Source organism: Candidatus Pelagibacter sp. PS_34 (genome assembly GCF_059417845.1).
This window is the reverse complement of record NZ_CM182068.1, coordinates 728,633-749,085: the sequence shown is the minus strand read 5'-3', so window position 1 is coordinate 749,085 and position 20,453 is coordinate 728,633. Positions and strand designations below refer to the sequence as shown.

Sequence of the window (20,453 nt, the reverse complement as noted above, 5' to 3'; positions counted from 1 at the left end):
CTATTTATTATATTCGTCTAAAGCAAATTCTAGACGATCTTGTCCCCAAAATATTTTATTATTAACAATAAAAGTGGGTGCTCCAAAAACTTCTTTTTCATGAGCATTTTTAGTGGCATCTTTTAATTTTTCTTTAAAAATAGGATCTTTAATTGTTTTAAAAAAAATATCTTTATCAATTTTACACTGTTCAAGTATTTGTATTAAAATTTCTTCATTAGAGATATCTAAATCATCCTTCCAATAAGCATCAAACATTATTTTAATATATTGATCTTTCTTTGATGAATTAATATTAAAATATCCACGCATGATATTTAATGAGTTTATAGGAAATTTAGAATTCCACTTAAAATCAAAATTATATTTTTTTGCAATTAATAGGCAGTCATTAATCATATGTTTTAACTTATGCTTGTTAAATGCTGGAGCTGTTATTCCTTCTAAATTATGAAGACCACCTAATAAAATTGGTTTATAATTTATTCTAATATCTTTTGGTAACGACTGGATCTTTTTGTAAGCTAAATATGCATAAGGACTTATGAAATCAAAATAGAAATCTATTTCTTTAGTCATATAGATTAATTCTTTTTGCGTAAAAAATTCTTATAATCCAATAAAGAGTAAGTCCAATAGGACCAATAAAATATGTTATTAATAATGGAAAAGACATTATTATTTTATTGATACCAAATTTTTGTGAGTCCTTAACAATCCATCCACCACAAAATAAATTGATAGATAAAAAATGAGTCCAAAATAAAATTAAGAAGGATTTATCATTGAATAAATAACCAATTGAATCTAAGCCCAAATATAATTCAAAGTTTTTAATAAAGTCATAGCCCTCGTTAAACAGCACATAAGTTAAATAACCGTAGGCAAAACTTAAAATAATAAAAGGAAAAATTGACGTAATAAAAACTCTACATATCTGTGACTGTGGAAAGAAGACTAATATCAACCAAAAAGGCAAGACACCTAGATTTAACCAAAGAAAAATCATTTCAATTGTAAAGTATGTATAGATTTGATCGATCATTTTTTAGTGTATTATATAATAAGCTATTAAGATTCATATGAGAAATAGAAAAAAAACATTAAAAGCTACGGTAGAGGAGATGAGAAATTTCTCGTTTGCATATATTGAAAGATATGCCCCGTCAAAACAACAGCTTAGAACCTATCTATTAAAGAAGTATCTAAAAGCTAATTTAGAAAATATTAAAAAACAAGATATTACAGATTTAATTGATGTTGTTTTACAAGATCTTGAAAAAAGTAAGTTTATTAATGACAAATTCTATTCTGAAAGCAAGTCTAGAAGTTTAATTCAAAAAGGTAGTTCGGTTAATAAAATCAGAAACTATCTAATGACAAAGGGAATTAATGATCGTTACATTAAAGAAACAATAGATAAGATTAAAGAGGATAACTCTGACCAAGATTTTTTTTCTGGAATAAAAATATGTAAAAAAAAGAGAATTGGACCAGCGAGAGTAGAGGATAATCGAGTATTATTTTACAAAAAGGATATTGCTTTACTAGCAAGAAATGGTTTTGATTTTGAAACCTCTAAAAGGATCATGGATATTGATCAAGCTGACTATATTAAAATAATTAGATTACTTTAATTTTTTTTCTTTTTCTTCTTCTTCAACAAGAGACTGAATTCTATTTTTAATAACATTTTTAACAAATATAAAAACTAATAAACCAAAGATCGAAACTGATACTATAATTATTAAAATTATTCTTAATTGCTCATCCATTATAATACGTTTTTACTTTTTAAAATTAAACTTGGGTTTTTAAATTCAGTTTTTCCATAGAGTATTTCATTATAATTAAAATCAGTCACTTTCCCCCCTGAGTGATCAAGGATCGCATGACCAGCTGCAATATCCCACTCACAAGCTCTTGGTTCAGCTACATACATATCAAATTCACCAGCAGCAATTACACAAAATTTTAATGAACTCTTCATTTTTTGAAAAGATTGTATCTTATATTTTTTATGAATTTCTAAAATTTCAGGTTTAAGTTCACTTGAATAGCTTACTGCCGTATACCCCTCAAAGTCTTTTTTTTTATTCATTAAAGAAATTTCTTGATTGTCAATTATTTCATAACTATGAGATAGGCCATAAGAATAAAATACTCTTTTCTTTGCTGGAGCTGTTATAATTCCAATTGCAGGTTTTTTGTCTAAAATTAATGCTGCATTTAAAGTAAACTCATCACGATTATTAATGTAATCCCTAGTGCCATCTATCGGATCGATTAACCAAAAATTATTTAGATTAATATCCATTTTGTGGTTTGCACTTTCTTCTGAAACAATTGAAATGTTAGGAGTTATTTCTTTTATTTTATTTGTTAATATTTTATTAACCTCAATATCACCATTACTCACTGGGGTATTATCTGACTTAATTTCTTTTTTTAAGCCAGCCTTTCTTAAATCTAAAGCTACCTGACTTGCTTTATTAAAAGTATCTATAAGTGAAAGGGTAATTTTCTTTTTTTCTTCAAGGTTCATTTATATAATTTTTCTAATTGAATTACTTTTGAGTTGATCACTTTTTTTCCAGCATTTTCAAAATTTACAGTAACTTTACCATTTATTATTGATTGTACCTGACCTATGCCCCAATCTTTGTTATTTTTGTTGGTAACCTTGTCACCTGGCTCATAATCTAAAATCATTTAATTTACTTATAGTGAATATACTAATAAATATCACTAAATATGACAAAATTGAATTCAATTGGAATAGCAAAAGAACCCAAAGATACTTTAATTGTTGTTGCAATGTCAGGAGGAGTAGATTCTTCGACAGTAGCAGCAATGATGAAAAATGAAGGGTATAATGTCATAGGCATAACTTTAAAACTTTATAACGATAGTAAAGAAACGGCATCTTCAAAACAATGTTGTGCAGGACAAGACATCATGGATGCCAAAAGAGTGGCTGACAAATTAAAGATAGAACATAAAATTTTATATTATCAAAACAAATTTAAAGAGGGTGTAATTGATAATTTTATAGATAGTTATTTAAATGGAGAAACACCAATACCTTGTGTACAATGTAATAAAACAGTTAAATTTACTGATTTGTTTGAAGAAGCTAAGAGATTAAAAGCTGATGCTTTAGTTACTGGTCATTATGTAAAAAGTATCACAGATGAAAATAACACAGATATGTACAGAGGAATTGATTTAAATAGAGATCAAAGTTATTTCTTATTTAACACAACAAAAGATCAATTAAATTTTTTAAGATTTCCACTTGGCAACCTTCTTAAAGATGAAACAAGAAATATAGCAAGAGATCTAGATCTTAATGTTGCAGACAAACCTGATAGCCAAGATATTTGTTTTGTACCAAATGGAGATTACGCCTCAGTTATAGAAAAATTTAGACCAAATTCTTTTAGTAAAGGTAATATTAAAAACATGAATGGTGAAGTAATAGGAGTTCATGATGGTATTATTAACTATACAATTGGTCAAAGAAAAGGAATTCGTGTCTCTGACAAAAACCCATTGTATGTAGTAAAAATCATTGCAGATAAAAATGAAATTATTGTTGGAACTAAAGAATATCTTGTTAAAACAAAAATAAATTTAAAAGATTTAAATATTATTACGAACGACCGAAAAGATTTTGAAAAAGAATTATTTGTGAAAGTTAGATCTACTGGAAGATTAATCAAGGCTAAGATAAATATAGATAATACTTCAGCTAATGTTAATTTATTGGAAGAAGAACATGGCATTGCACCAGGTCAAGCATGTGTTTTTTATTCAAAAAATAATAAAGGTTATAAAGTTCTTGGTGGTGGATGGATTACAAACTAATTTTTCTTTTTCCACATGAAATAAGTTAATAAATAAAAAGTTATAACACCTAAAAAATAATCCCACTCCAGTGCATGTTTGACAAACTTAAATGTATTTCCTGGCCAACTAATTATTGGAATAGCAATTACAGCAACAACAATTAATGTTGAAACTAAAATTAATTTTAATTTTAGAATTTTAATATTTATAAACTTAGATAGTTTTTCTTTAACTGAATATAGTGCGACCACTAGATAAGCTTGTGCTGTAATTTCGAATATAATGAATACTAGCATTATTACTCTTCTAAATAATTTATATAAATTATTATCAAATTCAATTCCAAGAAATATTGAATGAATAGTCAGAGCCACAGCTGAGCCCACACCAAAAAAAATTATTTTCTTAAGATGTTTAAAGTCTTTGTTAAAGTTTAATATTATGTCTCGGTTAAAATACCAGTATTTGATAAGTAAAAATGATGTCAAAAACATTGCTGGTTTAAATATCAACCAGCTTGGGTAAGGCCTAGCCGCTCGACTAATAGAAAGACCACCATCTATATAAGGCCATAACGAATTATGGACTATGTGTTCTTGGTTAGGGAATATCGCGTGAAACTGCGTAATTAATACTAGACAGGTATTTATTGCAACGAATGGAACAATGAACACCCAAATGCTTATGGATTTAACTTTTTTAATCTCGTCCATTACAAAGAGCTATTTTTTCTTATTTTTTCTCTTAGCTCTTCTTTTTTTAGAACCCTGTTTTCTTCGGCCTCTATGTTTTTTTGGGTAACCCATATTATCCTATTATTAATTTTATTGACGTAATTCGAGGGATATAGCATTGTCCCCTTAACTTATCAAATTTTTTATGACTAAATCATTCAAGACTTTCCTTAAACATACGGCAAAAGATTACCACAATCAGTCAGTTAACCCTCCTGTAGTGAGAGCCTCAACTATTATCTTCAAATCCATGCAAGATATTAGAAAAATGCAGGATAAGAGCAAAAAAGATCCAACAGGCGGACATTTTGATTATGGAAGACAAGGAACATCAACAACCCATGTTTTGTCACAAATACTTAAAGAAATGGAAGAATGTTACCATGTATTTTTAACACCAACTGGATTCGGATCAGTTTTTTTATCTATTTTTAGCGTTGTTCGTCCTGGTGATGAAATTATTGTGGCAGATCCAACATATTCACCTACGAGAATTTTAACTCAAGATTTTCTAAAAGAATTTAATATAAAATCTGTTTTTTATGACCCACATGATTTGAAAACTTTAGAAAAAGCAATTACAAAAAAAACAAAATTAATTTTTGTTGAAAACCCTGGAAGCAATACGTTTGATTTTCAAGATTTAGGTAAAATAGTATCAATTGCAAAAAAGAATAAAATTTTTTCAGTAATTGATAATACATGGGGAACCCCTTATTTTCTAAAACCAATTAAACTTGGTTTTGATATGTCAATTGTATCGGCTACCAAATATTATTCAGGTCATTCAGATGTTATGGGTGGAAGTTTAGCTGTTAATAAAAAAGTTTTTAAACAAGTTGATAAAGCGAATAAGATTACTGGTTTAAGGCTTGGTCCTGATGATGCGTATTTAATAACAAGAGGACTTAGAACTTTAGATGTTAGATTAGACAAACATGAAAAAAGTGCAAAACAAGTAGCTGAGTTTTTATCTAATTACAAAAACATAAAACTTTTATATCCTCATAAAAAAGATTCATTTAATTTTAGAATGTGGAAGAAATATTATTCTGGTGCCTCAGGATTGATGGGTCTAAAAATTAAATCAAAAAACAAAAACTCTGTAATTAAGTTTGTTAATTCTTTAAAATTATTTGGTTATGGATATAGTTGGGGTGGATTTGAAAGCCTTGCGTTATATCAAGATAAACGTGAACAAGGTAATAGAGAATATCTAAAATTAGCAAAAGATGAACATTTAGTTAGATTACATATTGGTTTAGAGGATCCAAAAGACCTCATAGATGATTTAAAAAAATCTCTTAAATACGTTAAATGAATTCAGAAAAATTTATTCAAAATAAAACAGCTTTAATAACGCTGATTGCAGCCTGTGTTGTTGTTTTAATCTCTCTTGGAGTTAGACAAACTTTTGGTCTGTTTTTCATGGATTTTAAAAATGACCTAGATATCTCAATAACTCAATCTGGATTAGCAATTGGTATTCAAATGTTAATGTGGGGTTTAACAGGTCCTATATTTGGAGCCATTGCAGATAAATATGGTGGACATAAAGCAATTTGCTTAGCTTTTGTTTTTTATATTTTAGGGATTTACTTTTTATACGCTGGTCCAAATACTGGAATTTTTTTTCAAATCGATTTAGGACTTTTAGTTGGAATTGGTTTAGGTGGAACTGCAATTAGTATTCCAATGTCAATTGTTGGAAAGCATTTTCCATTATCAAACAGAACAATAGCAATGAGTATTGTGACTGCTGTTGGTTCTTTGGGGTATTTTATCTCTCCTCTTTATACGAGTTATTCTTTAATTAAAAATGGATGGGTCGATACACTTTTTGTATTCACAATATTCCTCATTATTGGACTTATAATAGCTTTTTTTGTGAGATCTCCATCTGCTGCTCAGTCTATTGAAAAACCTAACGACCAAAGTACTTTTGACGCTTTAAAAGAAGCTTTTAAAAACAAAAGCTACATATTGCTTATATCTGGCTTTTTTGTGTGTGGTTTTCACATAACTTTAGTTGGAACCCATGTCCCAAAATATGTAATCGATAGAGGTTTAGAAAGTTGGACTGCTGCTGCAATTTTATCATTAATTGGTCTCTTTAATATATTTGGTTCTTTATTAAGTGGATATTTATCTACGAAAATTAGTAAAAAAATTATCTTAAGCTCTATTTATGCGTTGAGAGGAGTTTCAATTATATTATTCATATTTCTACCAGCGAGTAACATTAATGCATTTATCTTTGGTGCAAGTTTTGGTTTTCTGTGGCTATCAACAGTGCCTGCAACAAGTGGTATAGTTGCTCATATTTTTGGAACAAAATATTTAGGTGTATTATATGGAATAGTTTTTTTAAGCCATCAAGTAGGCTCATTCTTTGGAGCTTTCCTTGGAGGATTATTTCATGATTTATATGGCTCTTATGATTATGCTTGGTATTTAGCAATTGTTTTATCTATTTTTGCAGCAATAATACATCTACCAATTAAAGAAGAAGCAGTTCTAAGATTAAAAACAGAATAAAAATTGAATAAGAAAAACTACTTACTAGATTTAAATAATTCAAAAAAACCCTTTATAATCTATAAATCAGATAAAGGGTTTGATCTTTATACAAACTTTTCAAAAAAGATTATTTTAAACAATAATAATATTGAAAAATTTATTAACAAAAATAATAGGTTAAAATTTCCCTATAAAGAAACTGATCTGTTTATTGGTTTTTTTGGCTATGAAATATTAAATAATTTAATTGACGTAAAAATAAAAAAACAAAAAACAATAAATTTCCCTAAAGGCATATTTTATAAACCTGAAACAAAAATAAAACTTCCAAACAACCTTGAGTATAAAAAAACAAGATCATTAAAGTCTAATGATTTATTCAAAATAAATATTAATAAAAAATCCTACAAGGTAATATTTGATAAATTTAAAAAGAAAATAAAATCTGGAGAAACATATCAGATTAAAATTTGTACTAAATATAGCAATAAATCAGAAATAGATGCTTTAGACTTTTTTTGCAGACTTGTAAAAAGCAATATGGCACCTGAAGCCTTTATGATTAAGGATAAAAATTATTCAATAATAAGTTGTTCTCCTGAAAATTTGATAACAAAAAAAAATAATTTTATAACCACAAAACCAATTGCAGGCACTTTAAAGAAAACTAAAAAATTAAATAAAAATAAAGCCCTTACTTTTTTTAGAAAAAACTTAAAAGAATCCAAAGAACACAACATGATTGTTGACATGGAAAGAAATGACTTATCTAAAATTTGTAAACCAGGTTCAGTAAAAATTTTAAAAAAGAAGATAGTTGAAGAATATAAAGATCTTTATCATTATGTGAGTTTAATTGGAGGACAACTCAAGAGTAGAGTTACCTCATTAGAGATTATAAAGGCAATGATGCCTGGAGGATCTGTAATAGGATGTCCTAAAATTAGTACATTAAATTTGTTAAACAAACAGGAAAAACAAAGTAGAAATATTTATACAGGTAGTTTTGGTTACTTAAAGTTCAATGGAGATATGAGGTTTAATATCATTATTAGATCAATATTAAATTTTAAAGGTAAATCAGAAATCTCTGTAGCCTCTGGTGTTGTAATTGACAGTAATGCAGCTCATGAATTTAATGAAAATTATATTAAAGCAAAGTCATTAATGGATCTTTACAAATGATATACATTATTGATCATCATGACTCTTTTACCCAAAACGTTGTACATCAATTTCAAAATTTTGATGAAGTCGTTTGCACTAATTTTAATAAAATAAATCAAAATAAATTAAAAAAAGCTGATATTATTGTTTTTTCACCAGGTCCAGGTGCTCCAAAAGATTATCCAATTAGTTCTGAGATTTATAAAAAATTTAAAGGTAAAAAAAAAATTATTGGAATTTGTCTTGGGTTTCAACAAATTCTTTATTGTGAAAATGGAAAAATAATTGAACAAAAAAAGATTTATCATGGTTTCCAATCTAAAATTAAAGTAACTAGCAAAAATTCATTGTTTAAAAAAAACAGTCAATTTACTGTAGGCAGATATCACTCTCTAAAATTAAAAGAACCGTTTGCTGCAAAAAATTTTGAAATTACAATGAGGTGTGTTATTTCAAATACAGCAATGACAATAGAAAATAATAAAGAAAAAATATATGGCTTTCAATTTCACCCTGAATCTTTTTTAACTGAAAATGGTAACTTACTTATTAAAAAAATCTTATCAGCATAAAACTTACAAAGAGATTAATTTTAAAGATCTTTGGGGGGATAATGGTGTATTTACTACGATGTGGATTTTTGGTAAACCTGCTAAAATACTTTTTTTTAAAAAACATATTAAAAATTTAATAAAATCTTTAGAAGTTTATAAATTAAATAATCCAAACCTTGAAAAAAATATTCTTAAATTAATCAAACTGAATATTGATAAAAAAAGATCTTATAATCATCTTCTTAGAGTTGCAGTAAATAAAAAAATGATATCAATTTCTTTGAGAAATCGAAAAACTCCTAAATTAGATTTTAATTTAAAACTTATCCGTCACAAACGATTTGACCCTAAATTCAAAAATCTTAAATATAACTTTATATTAAAATATTTATCTAAAATGGATAATACCACTTCAGATGTTGGTCTTTGTTACAAGAATACGATTTTAGAAAGTGGAACTTCAAATATGCTGTTTATAAAAGATGATAAAGTATACTCTCCAATAAATAATATTTATAAGGGCATTACCTATAAATTTTTTAATAAAAAATTAGGTAAGATTATTAACAAAGATATATTGATAAAAACTTTATCCGAATTTAGTGAAATTCTTCTCATTGGTTCTGGAAAAGGTGTTGCATCAATAAAAAATATTAATGAAATTAAGTGGAAGAGAAAAAGTTTTAAATTTTATAAAAAACTATCTAATTTTTATAAAAATGAAGTTAATAAATGTTCTATCTATAGATAAAATTATGTTTGACCCAAATAATCCTTGTTTATTCTGTAACTCCAAACAAAGTGGGCTAGCTGCTGAAAATGATTTGGCTTATGCTAGTTATGACACATATCCCGTGTCCGAATTCCATTGTTTAATTATTCCAAAACGGCATGTTATGGATTATTTTGATTTAAATGACGATGAAGTGATTGCGTGCAATAACTTAATCAAACAAATTAAAGAGGAAATATTGATAAAAGATCCTTCAGTTAAAGGATTTAATATTGGAACAAACGCTGGAGTTATTGCTGGACAATCAATCTTGCATTGTCATATTCATTTAATTCCTCGTAGAGAAGGCGATGTTAATAACCCACAAGGAGGAGTTCGGTCGGTTATAGCAAAGAAACAGCATTACAAGCGTAAGGTGTAAAACCTTATATGGTAAAATAACCCATATAAAACGGTTGATCTATTATTTCATCTGTACTAAATAATCACAATCAACACAGATTCTAAATAAAGGTATTACTAATTATGATGTCAATTAACCCTTTTTCAGTTTTAGCTGAAACTATATCTCCTGCAGCCATACAATTTTTTGTTTTAGCTATGATTGCTTTAATTATTATTGGAACAATAGTTCAGATGATCCATCATAAAAATGTAACTTACTTTTTTAATAACGCAAAAAAAGCAAAATTAGCAGCTGAAAGAGAATTAGGAGCTGGAGAAAAAACATCAATTATTTTAAAAACTGTAGCTCATGATATCGCAACTACTGCAGAGCTTGGAGTTGGAAAAAGAAGAGTTGCACACGTTATGGGAATGTATGGAACTATTTTATTTTGGGTTGCATCTGTTGTAATGGTTTTTTGTTATACGGCACAAGGAACTACCACACCGATAGTTTGGCCTATGATTTGGCATATCGGAGCAATTATGACTTGTGTAGGTGGATACTGGTTTTGGTTATTTTTAAGAGTGGATGTGTTAGCAGAAGCTCATCCTTGGTATAGAATTATTAAAGCTGACTTATTTGTTTTAGCACTTCTTGCATGTGCTACTACTGGACTTGCTTGGTCATACTTTCAATCTTCAGGGTCAGCTGGATTAGGATATTTATTTTTAATTTTATTTATTACCTCAAACATTGTTTTATTTGGGGGAGTTTATTGGTCAAAATTTGCACATATGTTTTATAAACCTGGTGCAGCAATCCAAAAAAACTTAGCAGAAGCAGACGGATCAAGAGACAATCTTCCTCCACTTGCAGATGCACCAAAACAATTTGGACTAGGAATTAAAAGAGAACAACCAAAACATTATTAAAAAGAGAGAGGTAAAATAATATGTCAACTTTTGTATACATGACGAGATGTGACGGATGTGGTCACTGTGTGGATATTTGTCCATCAGATATAATGCACATCGATGAAAATATTAGAAGAGCAGTAAATATTGAACCAAATTTTTGTTGGGAATGTTATTCTTGTGTAAAAGCTTGTCCTAATCATGCAATTGACGTTCGTGGTTATGCTGACTTTGCTCCTATGGGTCACAGTGTAAGAGTTAGACGTGAAGAAGAAAAAGGAACTATTTCTTGGAAAATTAAATTTAGAAATGGAACTACAAAAGATTTTGTATCTCCAATTACAACAAAACCTTGGGGAAAATTTATTCCTAAATTAGCAGAAGGTGAAAAACCTAATCAAGGTGAGATCAATTCTCAAATGCTTTACACTGAGCCTAATGGTTTAAATATTGATGGTAAATTACCAGTAGTGCCAAAAGATTCATTTAAAAAAGGGGTTTACTACTAATGGCTAAGCATAAAACACATTTTGAAGATTGCGATGTTCTAGTTGTTGGTGGCGGTATGGCTGGAACTGGTGCTACTTTTGAAGCTAGACACTGGGGAAGAGACATGAAAATTATTTGTGTTGAAAAAGCTAATATCGATAGAAGCGGAGCGGTTGCTCAAGGTTTATACGCTATTAACTGTTACATGGGTATGCAGTGGGGTGAAAACCAACCTGAAGATCACGTAAGATATGCTCGAAATGATCTAATGGGAATGGTTAGAGAAGATTTAGGTTATGACATGGCTCGTCACGTTGATTCAACTGTTCATATGTTTGATGAGTGGGGTCTACCAATGATGAAGAATGAAAAAACAGGTCGTTACCTTAGAGAAGGTAAATGGCAGATCATGATTCATGGTGAAAGTTACAAACCAATCGTTGCAGAGGCTGCAAAAAAATCAGCTGACAAAATTTATAATAGAATAATGATTACTCATCTTTTAATGGATGAGGCTCAAGAAAATAGAGTAGGTGGAGCTGTTGGTTTTAATATGAGAACTGGTGACTTCCATGTATTTAGAGCAAAAACTGTAATTGTTGCAGCAGGTGGAGCATCTCACATTTTCAAACCAAGAGCAGTTGGTGAGGGAATGGGAAGAACTTGGTATGCACCATGGAGTAACGGTTCTGCTTATGCATTACCTATCGCTGTTGGAGCTAAAATGACACAAATGGAAAACAGAATTGTGTTATGTAGATTTAAAGATGGTTATGGTCCGGTTGGAGCATACTTCTTACACCTTAAAACATATACTCAAAATGCAAATGGAGAGAATTATGAAAAGAAATGGTATGACCAAACTAAAGAATTAGTTGGTGAGTATATTGATCACCATCCAACACCGACATGTTTAAGAAACCACGCATTTATACAAGAAACTATTGCAGGTGGTGGACCTATTCATATGGTGACTACTGAAGCCTTTCAAGATCCACATTTAGAAACAGTTGGTTGGGAAAACTTTTTAGGTATGACCGTTGGTCAAGCTGTTGTTTGGGCATCTCAAAACATAGATCCTAAATACACAAATCCAGAATTAACTACATCTGAGCCATATGTTATGGGTTCTCATGCAACATGCTCTGGAGCTTGGGTTAGTGGACCTGAAGATTTATCTCCACCAGAATATTTCTGGGGTTATAACAGAATGTTAACAATTGATGGTCTTTTTGGTGCAGGTGATACTGTAGGTGGAAGTGCCCATAAGTTTTCTTCTGGATCGTTTACCGAAGGTCGTTTAGCTGCAAAAGCTGCTGTTAAATATATTCAAGATAAAAAAGCAGAAGGTATTAAAGTTACTGATAAACAATGTGAAGACTTTAAAACTGCTGTATTCAAACCTTTAGAGACCTATCAAGTAGCTCAAAATGAGATCACAGGTGGAACAGTTTCACCAAGTTATATTTCTCCTATTCAAGGTCTTCAACGTTTACAAAGAATTATGGACGAATATGTTGGTGGTATTGCAACTAACTACATGACAAATGGTAATATGCTTAAAAGAGGCCTAGAATTACTTGCTTGGTTAGAGGAAGATTTAGAAAAAGTAGGAGCTGAAGATTTGCACCAACTTATGAGAGCTTGGGAATTAAAACACAGAGCTTTAACTTCTCAATGTGTAACTGAACACACAATGTTTAGAGAAGAAACACGTTGGCCTGGTTACTATTACAGAGGTGACCATATGAAACTTGATGATGATAATTGGCATTGTTTAACAGTTTCTAGACGTGATCCTGAAACTGGTAAATTCTCTCTTGAGAAAGTGCCGGTTTACCACATAGTTGACGAGAACGAGAAGAAAAAAGCTTCTTAAAACAGTTAAACTTAAATTATGAATCTTTTAGAGAAATCTGATGATGAGATTATAGCAATTGCTAATCCTATTTGGGATAATCTTGTTAAAACTTCCAATATGAAAGATTATGGGGGTTTTACTAAAGACTTTGGAACTCAAATGTTATTTGGAGCAAATGAAGTAGAGCTTGGAAAACAGTGGGCTAATAATAAGCTTTTAACAAGCCTAAAAGAAGACTACCAAGCATTTGGTTGTTTAAGACGAGGTCAAAACATCACCGTTCTATTTAAACAAAGAAGTAAAGAGATTGAAGGTGAGTTCCTTGGAAGATTGGTTCTTGGTATCGAGGGTGATGATGTTAAGGTTTTTGGAGCAACAATCTACTAATAAAAAAAATCACTTTATATTAAATATTTATTTGACAAATAATTAACTGGGTGTATTGACGGTTGTAATGTCAATTTCCAAGATAAAAATATTAAAAAGAATTTTAGATTTTAAGGCAACTATTATCAAAACAGGTATCTTTTTTAGCTTAGCTGCTTATTGGGGTGTTATTTTAGTTGGAACTTTTATCACATTTAATTAGTTTGTTTTTTAACAACTAATAATTTTTTATGGATGTATTTTTACCAATAGCTCAAGTATTTGTTAACCCGATTGAAATACTTTTATTGAGTGCAATCGTTGGAGTACTTTCTGGTCTATTTGGTGTTGGTGGTGGTTTTTTAATGACGCCATTCTTAATTTTTTTAGGTGTGCCCCCTGCATATGCAGTTGCAAATGAAGCTAACAATATTCTTGCAACATCAGTATCAGGATCAACAACTCATTATTTAAAAAATACTTTAGATTACAAAATGGGTCTTATGATTGTAATTGGTGGAACAATTGGAACTGCCTTAGGTATTTATACTTTTACATATTTTAAAGGTATTGGAAAAATTGATACGGTTATTTCTTTAGCCTACATGTATATACTTGCAATTGTTGGTACATTAATGTTGGTTGAAAGTCTTAGAGAAATAGACAGAGCAAAAAGAAATCTTTTAGTTAAAAAAAAATTACACGTTCATTATTGGATACATGGTCTTCCATTAAGAATGAGGTTTCCAAAATCAAAATTATACGAAAGTATTTTTACTCCAATTATAATTGGTTTAGTTGTAGGATTTATTGCCGCTATAATGGGGATAGGCGGTGCTTTTATATTAGTACCCGCAATGATTTATATAATTAAAATGCCAACAAAATTAGTTCCAGGAACTTCTTTGTTTGTGACAATTTTTGTCAGTGTCATAGTTACTTTTTTGCATTCAATTAATTTTGGTTCTATAGATTTAATGTTGGTATTTATGTTAGTTATTGGATCAATTGTAGGGGTTCAAGCGGGACAGAAACTTGGTGAAAAAATTGATAGTTCAGGTTTAAAAGCATTACTGGCAATTTTATTATTGATAGTTGGAATAGTTATTGCCTATGAAACTTTTTTTGCAGAACAAACTGAAAAAGAAATAATACAAGTTTTAAATGCAGATTTGAATTTTTTCTCATTATTTATTTTAGAATTTTCAGAAGACATGCCATTTTTTTATGGATTATTTTCAATTATGTTTGCAATTCTTTTGGGCGTAGGTGCTGCTCTTATTAGACGTATTTTTTCTAATTTCAAAAAAAAGATGTTGCTAAAAAAATCTTAATTAGATTTTATTTATAATATTTTTTATACCACTCAACAAAAGTAGATATTCCATTAATATAGTTTACTTTTGGTTTATATTTAATTATTTGGTACAAAAGATTTGTATTTGATAATGTTTTTTCAACATCACCTTTTTGCATAGACATATTATTTTTATTAGCTTTTTTATTTAATTTCTTTTCTAAGGCTGATATAAAATCTTTTAGATAAACTTTCTTTTGATTGCCAATATTAATTATTCTAAATGGAGCAACATTTGATAAGCTATCATTTTTATAATTACTTTTCTTATATTGCGAAGGTGCTTTATTAATTAGTAGTTCGATAGACCTTGTCACATCATCAATATATGTGAAATCTCTGTACATCTCACCCTTGTTGTATACATCAATTTTTTTATTTTTAATTATTGCATTTGTAAATTTGAAATAGGCCATGTCTGGTCTGCCCCAAGGGCCATATACAGTAAAAAAACGTAACATGGTAATTGGTATTTTCCAAAGTGACGAATATGAATGAGCAATACTTTCTGTTGATTTTTTAGTAGCAGCATAAATGCTTAATTGAGTATCTGTTTTATCCGTTTCTTTAAAAGCAGATTGTTTATTTGCTCCATAAACAGAAGAACTTGATGCTATCAGTAAATGTTTAACTTCAATTTTATGCGCAATTTCAATTATATTGAATGTTCCGATTATATTTGAAGATAGATATTTCCTAGGTGCATCCAAACTATATCTAACACCTGCTTGGGCTGCTAGATGAATGATTATTTCAGGTTTAAAGCTTAGAACATTTTTATTAAGTTTTTTCTGATCTTCTAGCTCACCCCTTATAAAGCTAAAGTTTTTAAATTTTTTTAATATTTTATTTCTAGAATGTTTAAGATTAATATCATAATAATCATTAATAGAGTCGTAGCCAAGAATTTTATGTCCCTTTTTAAGCAAGTTTAAAGCTAAAGAGAAACCAATAAAACCTGAACTACCTGTAATTAATATTTTTTTATTTTTATTCATTCAGTTAATTTAAATAATATTATATTATTGTTGTTATAGAAACAATTCAGCAAAAGTTTTCATTGCAACAATACTTACTAATCCAATAGTTAACATTGCTATAAACCCTACAACAAAAGGTTTATAACCCATAGATTTTAGGTCTTTCAAGTTAGTTGATAGTCCAACTGCAGCCATTGCCATACTTAAAAATATTTTTGCAGAATCTTTAATAGTTGATACTGAGTTTTGCCAAATAATCTGAGAACCTTCTGTTAAAAATATCTGATCTCCAATATTTCGAAATATAATCATTCCAATAAAACCTAATACAAAATATGGAAAAATGTTTAGTAAAGAATAGTTTTTAGTCTTAGTTTCATTTCTATTATATAGATAAGCAAATAGGGGGATCATAATTACTAAAAAAGTATTTCTAATTAACTTTGTAACGGTTGCAATATTTAATGTTTCAGGACTATTAAATTGTTGGTCATAAATTAATCCAGCTGCTGCAACTTGAGATGTTTCGTGAATAGCAGTTCCTAAAAAAAGTCCCACAAACATCGGATCTCCATTAAAATAAATATTTGCAAAATATGGATAAACTAACATTGAAATTATTCCAAAGACTGTGATATTTGCTATTGCATAAGCAACCTCACCCTTGTTTGCTCTAATTATTGGAGCGGTTGCCATAATTGCTGTTGTTCCACAAACAGTACTTCCTATTGATATTAAGTAAGCCATTCTTGTTGAGATTTTTAATTTTTTAATTAATAATTTAATTACAATTAATACACTTATAATGCAGACAATAATTAATGGTATAGCAATAGAACCAAATTTTAAAAATTCAAACGGCTTTAATTGAATACCAAGACAAATTATTCCAAGTTTTAAAATATATTTTTGAGTAAAATTTATCCCAAGTGAAAAACTTTCTCTCATTTGAAAAATATTTCCAAGTACAATTCCTAATAGAATTGCAATCATTGCTGTTGATATTGGGCTTTTAACGTAACCTAATAATTCAATACCAATAATATTATTTAAACCCTGAGATAAACTGTAGAGAACAAATGCTAAAATAATACCTGGCAAAATAACCAGATATTTTTTAAATAACATTACTTTATAGATAAATTTTTAAGCACTTCTGTAAAGTTTAGTCATAACAAACTCTTTATGACCTAAAGCTTCAGCACAAGTTAATCTACCGTTAGCAACTCTAATCATTGATTTGATTAATTCGTCACCAGCTTGTGATAAATTCATTTCACGAGATAGAATTTTCGATACATCACAATCAATATGCTCACCCATACCTTTTACAGTTAATGGGTTGGCAGTTAACTTAACAACAGGTTCAATTGGATTACCTACGATATTACCTTGACCTGTTGGGAATAAATGAATGTTAAATCCAGCAGCTGCTTGAAGTGTAATACACTCTGCTGCAGCAGATGAAGTATCCATAAAGTATAATCCTTTTCCTTTAGTAGGCTCTTCAGCTGGTTCTAAAACATCAATAAACTTACAATTTCCAATTTTTTGGAAATTACCAAATGCTTTTTCCTCAATTGTAGTTAATCCACCTGCAATATTTCCCGCAGTTGGTTGACTTTCAGAAAGATCATCTGTTGCTTCTTTTAAAATAAAGTCGTTGTAATCGCTCCAAGTTTTCATGAATTTTTCTGAAGCTTCTGGAGTGGCACCACGTGTAGCACAAACTTTTTCAGCACCAGTTAACTCTGAGGTTTCACCAAAACATAAATGAACTCCTAATGGCTCTAATTTATCCATTAAGTTTCCAACTGTTGGGTTAGCAGCAAGACCTGATGTTGTATCAGATTCACCACATTTAACCGAAATCCATAAATCGCTTAAAGGACATTCTTCTCTTTGTTTTTCAGAAGCCCACATTGCAAATTCTTGAGCTTTTTTAGAAGCTTTCATGATTGTTCCAATGTCACCAGTTCTTTCAATGTGAAATCCTTCAACTGGTTTTCCAGTTTTAGCAATTTCATCAACAATTCTTTTTGTCCATTTAGGTTCAATTCCAATAACAATTACAGCAGCAACGTTAGGGTTTTTTCCAGTCCCAATCATTGTTCTAAAGTGTAGATCTAAATCAGCACCAAATTGAAGTCTTCCGTACGAGTGAGGAAGAGCTATTGTGCCTTTAATATTATTTGCTACAGCTTCAGCACAAGCGTTTGAGATATCATCTACAGGTAAGATGATTACGTGATTTCTAGTACCAACTCTGCCATTTTCTCTTTTATAACCTAAAAAACTTTTTGGAATTTCCATATTTTTTACCACTTCTTCGTTTTTACATTGTGAACATGAACATGCTCACCTTTTTTGATTGATTTAACTACTTTTCCAATATCATGACCATATTTCAAAATAGTATCACCTTCATTAAGGTCAACCATTGCAATTTTATGTCCTAATTGAATTTCATCTACTGATTGAATTTGAACTGTTTTATCATTCTCCATAATCCAACATGCGCAATCTTGTTTTGGAGTAATCTTATCAATAACAACCACTCCTACGTTGTCTTTCTCGTCGTGTATAATAATATCTGTAGCCATAATTGTGTCGATTTGTTTGTTTGAAATTTTTTAAATCTTATATATTAATCTTTAAAATTAACAAATTATTTATAGATTTTTTAACAACTTAAGCAGGAAGGCCTAATTATTATGACTAAAATGACAACAGAAGAAGCTTTTGTAAAAGTTTTACAAATGCATGGAATTGAACACGCATTCGGAATTATTGGTTCAGCTTTTATGCCTATTTCAGATATTTTTCCTGATGCTGGAATTACTTTTTGGGATGTTGCTCATGAAACAAACGGTGGATTAATTGCAGATGGTTACACAAGATCAACTGGTAAAATGTCAATGGTTATTGCTCAAAACGGTCCTGGAATTACAGGTCTTGTAACACCAATTAAAACTGCATACTGGAACCACACACCATTATTATTAGTAACACCTCAAGCTGCCAATAAAACTATGGGTCAAGGTGGTTTTCAAGAAGTAGAACAAATGAATTTATTTAAAGATATGGTTTGCTATCAAGAAGAAGTTAGAGACCCTTCAAGAATGGCAGAAGTATTAAATAGAGTAATTGAAAAAGCGATCAGAGGATCAGCTCCAGCACAAATAAATGTTCCAAGAGATTATTGGACACAAGTAATTGATATAGATCTTCCTCCAATTGTTAGACTTGAAAGGCAAGCAGGTGGAGTTGATGCAATTAAAAAAGCAGCTGACTTATTATCAAACGCTAAGTTTCCAGTAATACTATCTGGTGCAGGTGTTGTTATTGGTGGGGCAATTGAAGATTGTAAAAAATTAGCTGAGAAATTAGATGCTCCAGTTTGTTCAGGGTATCAACATAATGATAGTTTTCCAGGAAGTCACCCATTAGCAGCTGGACCTTTAGGCTATAATGGATCAAAAGCTGGAATGGAATTAATTAAGAAAGCTGATGTTGTTCTTGCACTTGGTACAAGATTAAATCCTTTCTCAACTTTACCAGGTTATGGAATGGATTACTGGCCTAAAGATGCAAGTATCATTCAAGTTGATATGAATTCAGATAGAATTGGTTTAACTAAAAAAGTCACAGTTGGTATTTGTGGGGATGCAAAATTAGTATCACAACAAATTTTAGCTCAACTTTCTCCAACAGCAGGAGATACAAATAGAGAAGAGAGAAAAAATACAATTCACCAAACTAAATCTGCTTGGTTACAAGAGTTATCAAGTTTAGATCACGAAGATGATGATGAAGGTACAGTTTGGAATGCAGAAGCAAGAAAAAGAGATGCAGATAGAATGTCTCCTAGAGAAGCATGGAGAGCAATTCAAGCAGGTATGCCTGATGATGTAATTATCTCAAGTGATATTGGTAATAACTGTGCAATTGGAAATGCTTATCCAACATTTGAAAAAGGTAGAAAATATTTAGCACCAGGATTATTTGGTCCTTGTGGTTATGGTTTTCCAGCAATTCTTGGAGCAAAAATTGGATGTCCTGATACACCAGTAATTGGTTTTGCAGGTGACGGTGCATTTGGTATTAGCATGAATGAGATGAGTTCATGTGCTAGACCAGAATGGCCAGCAATTTCAATGGTAATCTTTAGAAATTACCAATGGGGTGCTGAAAAAAGAAATACTACTTTATGGTTTGATGATAATTTCGTTGGAACAGAGCTTGATCCAGAATTAAGTTATGCAAAAGTTGCTGATGCTTGTGGATTAAAAGGTGTCACTGTTCGAACCATGGAAGAGACTACTGCTGCTATCAAGCAATCATGTGAAGATCAAAAGAAAGGGATTACAACATTTATTGAAGTAATTCTTAACCAAGAACTGGGAGAGCCTTTCAGAAGAGATGCTATGAAAAGACCAGTCAAAGTTGCAGGGATCAAAAAAGAAGACATGATCAAGCAACCTTCTTTGGTATCTTAAGATCTTTCAAAAATATCTTATCTGTCATAATCTAACTAC

The 20,453-nt window shown here is 30.0% G+C and carries 25 protein-coding genes; 15 read left to right on the top strand and 10 right to left on the bottom strand.

Annotated elements, in window-relative coordinates; genetic code table 11:
- Positions 1 to 579: a 2-hydroxychromene-2-carboxylate isomerase gene (locus tag AC5SL3_RS04050; protein WP_494577566.1), complete on the bottom strand. Its 579-nt coding sequence runs from the start codon at positions 577 to 579 to the stop codon at positions 1 to 3.
- Positions 572 to 1,045: an ABA4-like family protein gene (locus AC5SL3_RS04045; RefSeq protein ID WP_271499464.1), complete on the bottom strand. Its 474-nt coding sequence runs from the start codon at positions 1,043 to 1,045 to the stop codon at positions 572 to 574. The genes AC5SL3_RS04050 and AC5SL3_RS04045 overlap by 8 nt, the downstream gene beginning before the upstream one ends.
- Before the next feature lie 37 nt (positions 1,046 to 1,082).
- Here AC5SL3_RS04045 and AC5SL3_RS04040 point away from each other — a divergent pair, with 37 nt between their 5' ends.
- Positions 1,083 to 1,637, top strand: coding sequence for a regulatory protein RecX (locus tag AC5SL3_RS04040; RefSeq protein WP_494577564.1), 555 nt, complete (start codon positions 1,083 to 1,085; stop codon positions 1,635 to 1,637).
- On the opposite strand, the gene AC5SL3_RS04035 is transcribed toward AC5SL3_RS04040, so the two are convergent.
- From AC5SL3_RS04035 to AC5SL3_RS04025, 3 genes are read right to left on the bottom strand one after another with little or no spacing between them, the layout of a single operon-like run.
- Entirely contained in the window at positions 1,629 to 1,775 is a 147-nt protein-coding gene (locus AC5SL3_RS04035; RefSeq protein ID WP_494577562.1) for a hypothetical protein, read from the bottom strand. The two genes, AC5SL3_RS04040 and AC5SL3_RS04035, sit on opposite strands and share 9 nt — an antisense overlap.
- Entirely contained in the window at positions 1,775 to 2,545 is a 771-nt protein-coding gene (locus AC5SL3_RS04030) for a 3'(2'),5'-bisphosphate nucleotidase CysQ family protein (RefSeq protein WP_494577560.1), read from the bottom strand. The genes AC5SL3_RS04035 and AC5SL3_RS04030 overlap by 1 nt, the downstream gene beginning before the upstream one ends.
- Complete coding sequence (locus tag AC5SL3_RS04025; RefSeq protein WP_271499474.1) at positions 2,542 to 2,712, bottom strand: DUF3553 domain-containing protein; 171 nt, start codon at positions 2,710 to 2,712, stop codon at positions 2,542 to 2,544. The genes AC5SL3_RS04030 and AC5SL3_RS04025 overlap by 4 nt, the downstream gene beginning before the upstream one ends.
- 42 nt (positions 2,713 to 2,754) lie before the next feature.
- Here AC5SL3_RS04025 and mnmA point away from each other — a divergent pair, with 42 nt between their 5' ends.
- Complete coding sequence (mnmA, locus tag AC5SL3_RS04020; protein ID WP_494577558.1) at positions 2,755 to 3,870, top strand: tRNA 2-thiouridine(34) synthase MnmA; 1,116 nt, start codon at positions 2,755 to 2,757, stop codon at positions 3,868 to 3,870.
- On the opposite strand, the gene AC5SL3_RS04015 is transcribed toward mnmA, so the two are convergent.
- The gene (locus AC5SL3_RS04015) at positions 3,867 to 4,565 is read right to left on the bottom strand and encodes a hypothetical protein (RefSeq protein ID WP_494577556.1); all 699 of its coding nucleotides are present in this window, start codon (positions 4,563 to 4,565) and stop codon (positions 3,867 to 3,869) included. The two genes, mnmA and AC5SL3_RS04015, sit on opposite strands and share 4 nt — an antisense overlap.
- A 166-nt stretch (positions 4,566 to 4,731) precedes the next feature.
- Between AC5SL3_RS04015 and AC5SL3_RS04010 the strand changes: the two genes are divergently transcribed.
- The 12 genes from AC5SL3_RS04010 to AC5SL3_RS03955 all read left to right on the top strand — a co-directional run bounded on the left by AC5SL3_RS04010 (position 4,732) and on the right by AC5SL3_RS03955 (position 14,912).
- Positions 4,732 to 5,907, top strand: a complete 1,176-nt coding sequence (locus tag AC5SL3_RS04010; protein ID WP_494577555.1) for a trans-sulfuration enzyme family protein — start codon at positions 4,732 to 4,734, stop codon at positions 5,905 to 5,907.
- On the top strand, positions 5,904 to 7,124 hold the full coding sequence (locus AC5SL3_RS04005) for an MFS transporter (protein ID WP_494577553.1): 1,221 nt from the start codon (positions 5,904 to 5,906) through the stop codon (positions 7,122 to 7,124). The genes AC5SL3_RS04010 and AC5SL3_RS04005 overlap by 4 nt, the downstream gene beginning before the upstream one ends.
- Positions 7,125 to 7,127: 3 nt before the next feature.
- On the top strand, positions 7,128 to 8,291 hold the full coding sequence (locus AC5SL3_RS04000; protein ID WP_494577551.1) for a chorismate-binding protein: 1,164 nt from the start codon (positions 7,128 to 7,130) through the stop codon (positions 8,289 to 8,291).
- On the top strand, positions 8,288 to 8,845 hold the full coding sequence (locus tag AC5SL3_RS03995) for an aminodeoxychorismate/anthranilate synthase component II (RefSeq protein ID WP_494577550.1): 558 nt from the start codon (positions 8,288 to 8,290) through the stop codon (positions 8,843 to 8,845). Before AC5SL3_RS04000 ends, AC5SL3_RS03995 begins: the two co-directional genes overlap by 4 nt.
- Complete coding sequence (locus AC5SL3_RS03990; RefSeq protein WP_494577548.1) at positions 8,808 to 9,578, top strand: aminotransferase class IV; 771 nt, start codon at positions 8,808 to 8,810, stop codon at positions 9,576 to 9,578. The genes AC5SL3_RS03995 and AC5SL3_RS03990 overlap by 38 nt, the downstream gene beginning before the upstream one ends.
- Positions 9,547 to 9,981 (top strand): HIT family protein, encoded by a 435-nt coding sequence (locus AC5SL3_RS03985; protein ID WP_494577546.1) that lies wholly within the window; start codon positions 9,547 to 9,549, stop codon positions 9,979 to 9,981. The genes AC5SL3_RS03990 and AC5SL3_RS03985 overlap by 32 nt, the downstream gene beginning before the upstream one ends.
- Before the next feature lie 104 nt (positions 9,982 to 10,085).
- Positions 10,086 to 10,880 (top strand): adenylyl-sulfate reductase, encoded by a 795-nt coding sequence (locus AC5SL3_RS03980; RefSeq protein ID WP_494577544.1) that lies wholly within the window; start codon positions 10,086 to 10,088, stop codon positions 10,878 to 10,880.
- A 20-nt stretch (positions 10,881 to 10,900) separates the two neighbouring features.
- Positions 10,901 to 11,371: an adenylyl-sulfate reductase subunit beta gene (gene aprB, locus AC5SL3_RS03975; RefSeq protein ID WP_011281984.1), complete on the top strand. Its 471-nt coding sequence runs from the start codon at positions 10,901 to 10,903 to the stop codon at positions 11,369 to 11,371.
- On the top strand, positions 11,371 to 13,230 hold the full coding sequence (gene aprA, locus AC5SL3_RS03970; protein WP_271564760.1) for an adenylyl-sulfate reductase subunit alpha: 1,860 nt from the start codon (positions 11,371 to 11,373) through the stop codon (positions 13,228 to 13,230). Before aprB ends, aprA begins: the two co-directional genes overlap by 1 nt.
- 18 nt (positions 13,231 to 13,248) lie before the next feature.
- The gene (locus AC5SL3_RS03965) at positions 13,249 to 13,599 is read left to right on the top strand and encodes a hypothetical protein (protein ID WP_006997079.1); all 351 of its coding nucleotides are present in this window, start codon (positions 13,249 to 13,251) and stop codon (positions 13,597 to 13,599) included.
- Between the two features lie 67 nt (positions 13,600 to 13,666).
- Positions 13,667 to 13,801 (top strand): hypothetical protein, encoded by a 135-nt coding sequence (locus AC5SL3_RS03960; RefSeq protein WP_494577543.1) that lies wholly within the window; start codon positions 13,667 to 13,669, stop codon positions 13,799 to 13,801.
- A 28-nt stretch (positions 13,802 to 13,829) separates the two neighbouring features.
- Positions 13,830 to 14,912: a sulfite exporter TauE/SafE family protein gene (locus AC5SL3_RS03955; RefSeq protein ID WP_494577541.1), complete on the top strand. Its 1,083-nt coding sequence runs from the start codon at positions 13,830 to 13,832 to the stop codon at positions 14,910 to 14,912.
- 7 nt (positions 14,913 to 14,919) lie between these two features.
- Here the strand turns inward: AC5SL3_RS03955 and AC5SL3_RS03950 are convergent, their stop codons facing one another.
- The 4 genes from AC5SL3_RS03950 to AC5SL3_RS03935 are packed head-to-tail and all read right to left on the bottom strand — an operon-like array spanning position 14,920 to position 18,518.
- Entirely contained in the window at positions 14,920 to 15,933 is a 1,014-nt protein-coding gene (locus tag AC5SL3_RS03950) for a GDP-mannose 4,6-dehydratase (RefSeq protein ID WP_494577539.1), read from the bottom strand.
- A gap of 33 nt (positions 15,934 to 15,966) precedes the next feature.
- Entirely contained in the window at positions 15,967 to 17,043 is a 1,077-nt protein-coding gene (locus AC5SL3_RS03945) for a YeiH family protein (RefSeq protein ID WP_494577537.1), read from the bottom strand.
- Positions 17,044 to 17,061: 18 nt separating this feature from the next.
- Positions 17,062 to 18,228, bottom strand: coding sequence for a UxaA family hydrolase (locus AC5SL3_RS03940; protein ID WP_006997075.1), 1,167 nt, complete (start codon positions 18,226 to 18,228; stop codon positions 17,062 to 17,064).
- Between the two features lie 5 nt (positions 18,229 to 18,233).
- Positions 18,234 to 18,518: a UxaA family hydrolase gene (locus AC5SL3_RS03935; RefSeq protein ID WP_006997074.1), complete on the bottom strand. Its 285-nt coding sequence runs from the start codon at positions 18,516 to 18,518 to the stop codon at positions 18,234 to 18,236.
- 111 nt (positions 18,519 to 18,629) lie between these two features.
- On the opposite strand from AC5SL3_RS03935, the gene xsc reads away from it, so the two are divergent.
- The gene (gene xsc, locus AC5SL3_RS03930; RefSeq protein ID WP_018414029.1) at positions 18,630 to 20,414 is read left to right on the top strand and encodes a sulfoacetaldehyde acetyltransferase; all 1,785 of its coding nucleotides are present in this window, start codon (positions 18,630 to 18,632) and stop codon (positions 20,412 to 20,414) included.
- Positions 20,415 to 20,453 lie beyond the last annotated feature (39 nt).

What these genes read in the sequence shown, in the direction of transcription:
- AC5SL3_RS03935 (WP_006997074.1), bottom strand. Translation starts at nt 18,518, where the DNA reads ATGGCTACAGATATTATTATACACGACGAGAAAGACAACGTAGGAGTG.
- AC5SL3_RS03965 (WP_006997079.1), top strand. Translation starts at nt 13,249, where the DNA reads ATGAATCTTTTAGAGAAATCTGATGATGAGATTATAGCAATTGCTAAT.
- AC5SL3_RS03955 (WP_494577541.1), top strand. Translation starts at nt 13,830, where the DNA reads ATGGATGTATTTTTACCAATAGCTCAAGTATTTGTTAACCCGATTGAA.
- AC5SL3_RS04030 (WP_494577560.1), bottom strand. Translation starts at nt 2,545, where the DNA reads ATGAACCTTGAAGAAAAAAAGAAAATTACCCTTTCACTTATAGATACT.
- AC5SL3_RS04045 (WP_271499464.1), bottom strand. Translation starts at nt 1,045, where the DNA reads ATGATCGATCAAATCTATACATACTTTACAATTGAAATGATTTTTCTT.
- AC5SL3_RS03950 (WP_494577539.1), bottom strand. Translation starts at nt 15,933, where the DNA reads ATGAATAAAAATAAAAAAATATTAATTACAGGTAGTTCAGGTTTTATT.
- AC5SL3_RS03960 (WP_494577543.1), top strand. Translation starts at nt 13,667, where the DNA reads ATGTCAATTTCCAAGATAAAAATATTAAAAAGAATTTTAGATTTTAAG.
- mnmA (WP_494577558.1), top strand. Translation starts at nt 2,755, where the DNA reads ATGACAAAATTGAATTCAATTGGAATAGCAAAAGAACCCAAAGATACT.
- AC5SL3_RS04035 (WP_494577562.1), bottom strand. Translation starts at nt 1,775, where the DNA reads ATGGATGAGCAATTAAGAATAATTTTAATAATTATAGTATCAGTTTCG.
- aprA (WP_271564760.1), top strand. Translation starts at nt 11,371, where the DNA reads ATGGCTAAGCATAAAACACATTTTGAAGATTGCGATGTTCTAGTTGTT.
- AC5SL3_RS03995 (WP_494577550.1), top strand. Translation starts at nt 8,288, where the DNA reads ATGATATACATTATTGATCATCATGACTCTTTTACCCAAAACGTTGTA.
- AC5SL3_RS03940 (WP_006997075.1), bottom strand. Translation starts at nt 18,228, where the DNA reads ATGGAAATTCCAAAAAGTTTTTTAGGTTATAAAAGAGAAAATGGCAGA.
- AC5SL3_RS03990 (WP_494577548.1), top strand. Translation starts at nt 8,808, where the DNA reads ATGGTAACTTACTTATTAAAAAAATCTTATCAGCATAAAACTTACAAA.
- AC5SL3_RS04050 (WP_494577566.1), bottom strand. Translation starts at nt 579, where the DNA reads ATGACTAAAGAAATAGATTTCTATTTTGATTTCATAAGTCCTTATGCA.
- AC5SL3_RS04010 (WP_494577555.1), top strand. Translation starts at nt 4,732, where the DNA reads ATGACTAAATCATTCAAGACTTTCCTTAAACATACGGCAAAAGATTAC.
- AC5SL3_RS03980 (WP_494577544.1), top strand. Translation starts at nt 10,086, where the DNA reads ATGATGTCAATTAACCCTTTTTCAGTTTTAGCTGAAACTATATCTCCT.
- xsc (WP_018414029.1), top strand. Translation starts at nt 18,630, where the DNA reads ATGACTAAAATGACAACAGAAGAAGCTTTTGTAAAAGTTTTACAAATG.
- AC5SL3_RS04025 (WP_271499474.1), bottom strand. Translation starts at nt 2,712, where the DNA reads ATGATTTTAGATTATGAGCCAGGTGACAAGGTTACCAACAAAAATAAC.
- AC5SL3_RS04015 (WP_494577556.1), bottom strand. Translation starts at nt 4,565, where the DNA reads ATGGACGAGATTAAAAAAGTTAAATCCATAAGCATTTGGGTGTTCATT.
- AC5SL3_RS04040 (WP_494577564.1), top strand. Translation starts at nt 1,083, where the DNA reads ATGAGAAATAGAAAAAAAACATTAAAAGCTACGGTAGAGGAGATGAGA.
- aprB (WP_011281984.1), top strand. Translation starts at nt 10,901, where the DNA reads ATGTCAACTTTTGTATACATGACGAGATGTGACGGATGTGGTCACTGT.
- AC5SL3_RS03985 (WP_494577546.1), top strand. Translation starts at nt 9,547, where the DNA reads ATGAAGTTAATAAATGTTCTATCTATAGATAAAATTATGTTTGACCCA.
- AC5SL3_RS04005 (WP_494577553.1), top strand. Translation starts at nt 5,904, where the DNA reads ATGAATTCAGAAAAATTTATTCAAAATAAAACAGCTTTAATAACGCTG.
- AC5SL3_RS03945 (WP_494577537.1), bottom strand. Translation starts at nt 17,043, where the DNA reads ATGTTATTTAAAAAATATCTGGTTATTTTGCCAGGTATTATTTTAGCA.